General features: G+C 63.2%; 6 protein-coding genes. 1 reads left to right on the top strand and 5 read right to left on the bottom strand.

Translation table 11 applies throughout. The features are described 5' to 3' along the window. From groEL to M0R80_30415, 4 genes are all read right to left on the bottom strand, one after another. Positions 1–886 (bottom strand): chaperonin GroEL (gene groEL, locus M0R80_30430; GenBank protein MCK9463956.1); only part of this gene is annotated, 886 nt, incomplete at its 3' end. An 18-nt stretch (positions 887–904) separates the two neighbouring features. After that, a complete protein-coding gene (gene groES / locus M0R80_30425) occupies positions 905–1,192 on the bottom strand; it encodes a co-chaperone GroES (protein MCK9463955.1) in 288 nt (95 codons plus the stop codon). 196 nt (positions 1,193–1,388) lie between these two features. Continuing rightward, the gene (locus M0R80_30420) at positions 1,389–2,978 is read right to left on the bottom strand and encodes a hypothetical protein (GenBank protein MCK9463954.1); all 1,590 of its coding nucleotides are present in this window, start codon (positions 2,976–2,978) and stop codon (positions 1,389–1,391) included. Continuing rightward, the gene (locus M0R80_30415; protein ID MCK9463953.1) at positions 2,975–5,074 is read right to left on the bottom strand and encodes a hypothetical protein; all 2,100 of its coding nucleotides are present in this window, start codon (positions 5,072–5,074) and stop codon (positions 2,975–2,977) included. The genes M0R80_30420 and M0R80_30415 overlap by 4 nt, the downstream gene beginning before the upstream one ends. Before the next feature lie 321 nt (positions 5,075–5,395). On the opposite strand from M0R80_30415, the gene M0R80_30410 reads away from it, so the two are divergent. Then, a complete protein-coding gene (locus tag M0R80_30410) occupies positions 5,396–6,097 on the top strand; it encodes an HAD family phosphatase (protein MCK9463952.1) in 702 nt (233 codons plus the stop codon). Here M0R80_30410 and M0R80_30405 read toward each other — a convergent pair. After that, a partial coding sequence (locus tag M0R80_30405) for an SUMF1/EgtB/PvdO family nonheme iron enzyme (protein ID MCK9463951.1) occupies positions 6,061–7,383 on the bottom strand: 1,323 nt, incomplete at its 5' end. The genes M0R80_30410 and M0R80_30405 overlap by 37 nt on opposite strands.

Raw genomic sequence — 7,383 nt, 5'->3', positions numbered from 1 at the left:
GGAGGATGGCGAGGTCCTTGAGCATCTCCTTGCGCCTGTCGCCGAAGCCCGGCGCCTTGACCGCCACGGTGTTCAGCGTGCCGCGCAGCTTGTTCACGACGAGCGTCGCGAGCGCCTCGCCGTCCACGTCCTCGGCGACGATCAGGAGCGGCTTCGACATGCGCGCCACCTGCTCGAGGATCGGGAGGAGATCCTTCATGTTGGAGATCTTCTTCTCGTGGATCAGGATGAGCGCGTCCTCGTAGACCGCCTCCATCCGCTCGGGATCGGTGACGAAGTAGGGCGAGAGGTAGCCGCGGTCGAACTGCATCCCCTCCACGACCTCCATCGTGGACTCCATCGCCTTGGCCTCCTCGACCGTGATCACGCCCTCCTTGCCGACCTTCTCCATCGCCTCGGCGATCATCTCGCCGATCGTCGCCTCGCCGTTCGCGCTGATCGTACCGACCTGGCCGATCTCCTGCCGGTCCTTGACCTTCTTGCTCATCTTCTCGAGGTTCTCGACCACCGCCTTGACCGCCTTGTCCATGCCGCGCTTGATAGACATCGGGTTGTGGCCCGCGGTCACGAGCTTGGCGCCCTCGCGGTACATGATCTGGGCGAGCACGGTCGCGGTCGTGGTGCCGTCGCCGGCGACGTCCGACGTCTTGGAGGCGACCTCCTTGACCATCTGCGCGCCCATGTTCTCGAACCTGTTCTCGAGCTCGATCTCCTTGGCCACGGTCACGCCGTCCTTGGTCACGGCCGGCCCGCCGAACGACTTGTCGATGACGACGTTGCGGCCCTTGGGCCCGAGGGTGACCTTCACCGCCTCGGCGAGCGTGTCCACGCCGCGGAGGATGAGGGAGCGCGCGCTCTCGTCGAACTTGATCTCTTTCGTTGCCATGGTGTCACCTCCTCTGCGCTATTCGATCACCGCGAGGATGTCGTCCTCGCGCACGATCACGACCTCTTCGCCGTCGATCTTGATCTCGGTGCCCGAGTACTTGCCGAACAGCACGCGATCGCCCTTCTTCACGACGAGCGGGATCACCTTGCCCTTCTCGTCCTTCTTGCCGCCGCCGACCGCCATCACCTTGCCCTCGAGCGGCTTCTCCTTGGCCGCGTCCGGGATGATGATGCCGCCCTTGGTCCGCTCCTCGGACTCGAGCCGCTTCACGAGCACCCGATCGTTCAGTGGTCTGACTGCCATGTTCGCCCTCCGTTTTCCTCAATGATTACTGAGGATTGGTTTTGTTCTTGCCACGTGAGCACTTTCACCCTCCAAGTGCTCGCCGCGCCATATTAATCACCGCGGGGGGGTTGTCAACTTCGGCAACGGCTCTTCGGCAACGGCTCTTCGGAGCTTGCTCTGCGGGCACGATCGCGCGGATCGACGGCCCGGCCGCTCACCACGCGTACCTGGCGAGGAACGCGCCGTACCTGCACTCGTCGCAGACGCCGTGGAGCGTCGTCTCGTTCGGCTCGCCCGCGCCGAGGACGATGGAGTCCGTGTAGTCGCCGATGACGACGACCGAGCCGTCGGCGAGGGCGGCGATGTCGTGGATCCACGCCCCGGCCTCGGCGCCGTTGGGCTCGATCACCGCCTCCCATTGTGGGTCGAAGTCCGCGCCGTAGCCGGAGATCGTGGTCACGCCTTCTCTCCATGTGGCGAGAGTGAAGGAACCGTCGGGTCTGCGCGCCATATAGCCGCCGCCTGGGCCGGACAGGCGCCGCGGCTCGAACGACGATCCATCCTGCGCGATCTCGACGACGAAGAAGCAGGGAGACTCGCCCGCGCACTCCGGCGCGTCGATCGCGACCTCCGCAGGCCCACCCGGGTCGAAGGTGTTCCCGTGCCGGAACGCGTCGATCCAGACGATGGTGCCGTCGTCGCGGAAAAACAGGGGAGACGGACCCAGCGTCGGAATCTGTTTGACCCACTGGAGGATCCCCTCCGCGTTCCACTTGGCCAGGTAGTTCCCCGACGTGTCGGGCCCGGCATCCGAGCATGGGAGCGAGGTCGAGCTCCCGTCGGACCCAAACACGACCGCCTCGCCTTCGAAGTAGCTTCCGGCCGCGAGTACTTCCCCGCCCGCGCTCACGGCGATCTCCCCGACAGTGAGATCGAACTCGTGCGAGCCGTTCTCGAGCTTCACGCCCCACTCCAGGAAGCCGGCGGGGTCGTACACGCCGATGACCGACCAGCTCAGCGAGTCGGGATCCGAGGTCAACACCGTCTCGTTCGGCTCGTCGGTGCCGAGGATCACCGTTTCGTCTTCGTAGCAGCAAGTCGAGTTCGACATGACGACCGTTCCATCCGGCGCCGCGCGCACGCGGATTCTCAGAGTATACCCCGCGCCGTGGGTCCAGTCTTCGCCCCCGCCGATCCAGTCGATGTACCGGACCAGCCGGCCGTCGGCATCGTAGACGGGTGCGACCAATCCGTTGTCGTCGTCTAAGGTCACCGGGGCGTCGCCTAGCGGATCGAGGTTCGCGCCGTTCTCCACCTGTACCACGGCGATCACCGAGTTGTCCGGTAGCCTCTCGAACTCGGCGAAGCCGTCGACGTAGTAGCTGCCGTCCCCGCCCACCGGGAGCACCCATGCCGGTGTGCCGTCGGGCAGCCACCGCCCGATGAACCCGTCCCCGTCCCAGACACCTCCAGCGGACTGTAATTCGATTTCGTTGGCCGTACCGGCGCCGAACACCGCGCCGTTCATGAACGAGCCGTCGGCGCAGAAGGTGCCGTCCGACAGGGCAGCAACCGAATGACCCTGATTCCCGAAAACGCCGGCAGCGGCCTCCTCGATATAGTCCACACCCCCGATGTGTTGCGCCCAGAGCAACGAGCCGGGAGGCGGGCCGGCGTCGGCCCCCGCGTCGGTCCCGGAATCGGTTCCGCTGTCCGCGGTCGATGTTGCACCGTTGCCGCAAGCCGCCAACACGACGAGCAGGGGGGCGAGCCGGACTGCGACTTTGACTGCCGGGTAGTTCAAGTCGGATCCTGCCAGGTCATGCTGTTGTTTTCCATCGCTGCTTCGATGTCGTCGTGAACGTCCGAGCTGATCTCGGCAGCGTTGTAAAGGTAATCGACCATATTCGAATCCTCCTCGGTGAGTTCATGGTTGCCGTCTCCATCAGGATAGAGCACCCAGACGTCCACTAGGTAGGGCCAAAGCACTGAATCGCTCGACAGGTCATCACCATCTGGGTTGCTGTCCAACATATCCCAGAACGCGCGAACGCCCATTATTTCGTTCTTGGCATAGCATTGGTGCCATTCGGGTTGACCGGGGTAGGCGAATGGACATGCATTGGTTCCGGCGTCGTCCATGTTGCAATAGTCGTCGTCGAATGGAGAATGTGGCAAAGTATATCCGCCGGGCTCGATTTCATACCAATCTTGCTGCGTATACAGAATGGGTTCCGAGATGTCGGTATCGTCCGGATACCAGGTACGCATTGCAACGAAACTGGCCCATCCTTCACTCGTTGCGCACTCGTATGTGTACGAGCAGTATCCGCGGTGCGCTCCGCTTCCGCAGTTCACAGATGGGTCAATTCCCCAGACGATACTTCTGTAACTGTGCCCCATCTCATGTGGAGGGACATCCCAGCGCCGGTGCCAGAAGGCCTCGGGATATTCGCCAAATGCATCCCTCTTTCGACACAAGGTGATGTGATCGTCGCTGCCACCGCCTGGAGAACACATGTCGCCCCAAGCAACACGAATGGAATCGTCCAACTCGTACCCGTTCCAGACCTGGAAAAACTTCTGAAAATACGCCATTTGGGTCGCCTGCGAACTGGGGGTGGTTTCGAGGTAACTCGCATCGGGAGGATCGCTCACCGACGTGAAATATGTGGATACATACGCAGTAGTACCGGTACTCCCCAGATTCGCTGTGTACTGGTCTCTCCAGGACATCGGTATAGGATTCAAACAGGGGTCGTACGAATCTCTACACAATATCCCGTATTTGATCAGGGAAGGACCAATTGCGGGCTTAGCAACTTTATAAACGGTTCTAATAAAGGGATCGGGGTAGGTTTCTCCATGTGCGGTCTGGTCCCAATCGAAATCGATACAAAAGTATTGACCGTTGGCAGTATAGTTGAGGATGGCTGAGGTGATATAGTGGTCCCTGACTCCTTCGTTCCGGTCCCAAAGCTCGACAACGAGCCCCTGGAAATTCATTTTTTCGAAAGACGAATTCGTGATCCTGGTCCTGGGTCGCCACCAGCGCATTCCGGTCGCCGTGGGTGTCGGGGCCTGATACGCATCCTGATGGTATCTCACCCTGACACAGTAGCTGAGCGAGAGAATCGAGTCCAACGCCATGCCCTCGCCTTCGGCGTCGGAGACGGCGTCGTCGCTCACGGTCTCGTAGCTCGGGTCGATGAACTGGTAGGGCGTGCCGTCGATGACGACAGCGTCTTCGGATGCGGTGGAGATCGGCGCGAAACCGTCGTCGATCTCCGTCCATGGGACTTCGTACCCGTCAAACGTCCCGGCGCCTTCGACGGCCAGCTCGAGCACCTCCTTCCCGTCCCGTACGAACGGGATGAGCGAGTAGACCTGCATTAGAGCTTCGTACTCTAGGTCGCTGATGATCTCGGCGCAGCCGTCCGTCACCTCAGTCTTCACGAACGCGTCCGTGTAGATCCAAGCGCCCGCGCCCGTGCGCCTCCACTTCAGCGTGAACGTGTCGCTGAATACTCCGTCCTCGGAGGGGATCGGGAACGACGCGTCAATGGTCATCTTCTTTTCCACCTCTGCCGACTTCGGCTCTCCAAGAACGGTGGCTGGCAGGTCCTCACTCACGAGCATCGTCTCGCCGTTGTGCTCGTTCTTCTCCTCGCGGAAACGGTGCCGCGATGTGGTCAGCGAGCCGATCTCGATCACCTCTCTCAACGCGTTCTCCACGCGGATCGTGACGGGCACGTCTTTCCCGCAGAGCGGCCCGTCGGGCAGCTCTACTATCAATGAAACGCCCGGTCCGTCCATCACGGGCGACGCCGAAGCGTCGAAGGGGGCGATCGCGGCGCTGGTCAGAAACACGGCAGCGATCACTCTCAAGATCTTCCTCATTTTGCATTTCTCCGTTTCCGGAGCCATACTCTCTATGGCTCCTCGCTCCTCTTTTTTTTCCGGACTCGAATTGGCGTTTGGGAATCGGCGAAAGGCTCGAGCGGGGGGCCTCGCACGAGCAGTGTCTGTCGACCGCGGCCTACGAACGGCTCACCACAATCGACGCGACTATCGCGCCTGACCCGGAGGGGGCACATGAACATATTTCCTCGAATACGGCGTTGCTTTCCGAATGTCCGCCACTCTGGGAATAGTGTCAACTACGATTCTTCGGACTGGGTTTTGCGCCCGTCACACTTGGTATGATAGACACGGCAGGCCATGGATCACCGGCTCCGCTACCCGCTCGTGTGCTTCGACGTGGACGGCACGCTCGTCGACGACACGATCTTCATCTGGCAGACGCTCCACGATCACTTCGCGACCGACCCCGTCCTGCGCAAGAAGGCGCACGACGACTTCTTCGCGAAAAGGATCACCTACGCGAACTGGTTCCACAGCGATCTCGAGCTCCTGTCCGAGGCGGGCGCGACCCTCCCGCGGATCCGGGAGGTGCTCGACATGCTGCGGCCGGTGACGGGCGCACGGGAGGCGCTCCTCGACCTCCACGCCCGCGGCCATGTCATCGCGATCGTGTCCGGCAGCCTCGACATCGTGGTCGATCACCTGTTTCCCGACGTCCCTTTCAAGCACGTGCTCCTGAACCGCATCGCCTTCGCTGCGGACGGCCGGATCGCCGGCGGCACCCCGACGCCGTACGACGTCGAGGGCAAGGCGGACGGCTTGCGGGAGCTGTGCCGGCGAGAGGGGATCGAGGCCTCGCGCGCCGCGTTCGTGGGCGACAACGACAACGATCTGTGGATCGCGCGCGCTGCCGGGCTCGCGATCGCGTTCAACTGCAAGAGCGACGAGCTGCGCGCCGCGTGCCGGATCGAGGTGCGGGAGAAGGATCTGCGCGCCGTGGCGCGGGCGATCGTCGGAGCGGCTCAGTGGCAGCCGCTCGTCGACTCGTCCTCCATGTAGAAGCAGACGGCCTCGGAGTCGGAGAGGGAGCTCGCCGTGTCGCACTCGTAGGTCTTGCCCATCGTCCCGGCGGAGTTCTCGACCCCAGTCGTGGAGCCGCTGCCCAGCTCGGCGCCCGAGTCCTGGAACTGTATGGTGAAGTCGCCGCCCTGGAACAGGACGACCTCGAACGTGCCGGCCGTGCCGCCGCCGTAGTGGGGGACGTTGTCGTACTCCACGACGAAGCAGGGCTGCGCCGACGTGCCGACCGGACAGGTCGCAAACGACTTGTACCGGATGATCGCCGCGCTCGCCGGGTTCAGGTCGTCCCACATGAGCGCGATGATGTTGTTCGGCGTCGTCGCGCTCGGGAGGCTGCACTGGTTCGTGTACGAGTTCGTGGTCGCCCCGAACTCGATGAACCCGTTGGCCGAGACGTACAGCTGGGTGTAGTTGGTCCCGTACAGGGGGAAGGTGAAGCCGATGTTGACGGCTGCCGACATCCCCTCGTCGGCGAGCGACAGGTTGGTCACCCCGGTGGCCCCGAAGAGCTCCTCCCAGTCGTAGGTGAAGGTCTCGGTCGTGTAGTTGGGCAGGCACGCCGAGGTGGTGCTCGACGTCGCGTAGCAGTGCACCCCGGGGGCGCAGGCCGTGCAGGACGAACCGCAGAAGGCGTCCGACTTGCAGAAGCTGCAGGAGCCGTCCGGGCCGGTGCACCGGTAGTTCGAAGCGCACGCGGCGCAGGTCGGCCCGCAGTGCGCGCTCGTGTCGCACGCGACGCAGTTACCGCTCGAGCACCAGCTGCCGGCGACGCAGTTCGCGCTCGTCGAGCAGTCCGTGTTCATGCGGCAGCACCGGAAGCCGATGTTCGGCATGCGGAAGTCTACGTCGTTCTCGAATGCGGTCAGGTTGAACGGGCAGGTCATGCCACCCGCGAGGTCGTTGTACGAGCCGCCGCGCGTCTCGTACAGCGCCGTGCCGTCACCTATCGTGCGCGCGGTCTTCGTCCACTCCTCGACGTTGCCGGATTGATCGTAGATGTCGGTGGTCCAGTCCGAGCGGCAGCCGTCCAGGTACTCCGTGTACAGCACGACGTCGCTCACCACACGATCGGTCCCGTTGCACGTGGCCGCGCCGTAGAAGTCGCTGTAGGGGTAAGTAAGCGGCGACGTGCTACCGCCGGGCACCGCCCCCTGCTCGCACGCGTACTGCCACTGGTGCGCGGTGCACAGATCCCAGCATGGCGTCCCGTCGGAGTTGCAGCTCGCGCCGTTCGAGTTGAGCAGGCGGCACGCCGCCCGCCCCCC

It is taken from the genome of Pseudomonadota bacterium, from assembly GCA_023229365.1.
In the GTDB taxonomy this organism is placed as follows: domain Bacteria; phylum Myxococcota_A; class Polyangia; order JAAYKL01; family JAAYKL01; genus JALNZK01.
Note: the sequence above shows the minus strand (reverse complement) of the source record. Positions and strands in the feature narration are given on the sequence as shown.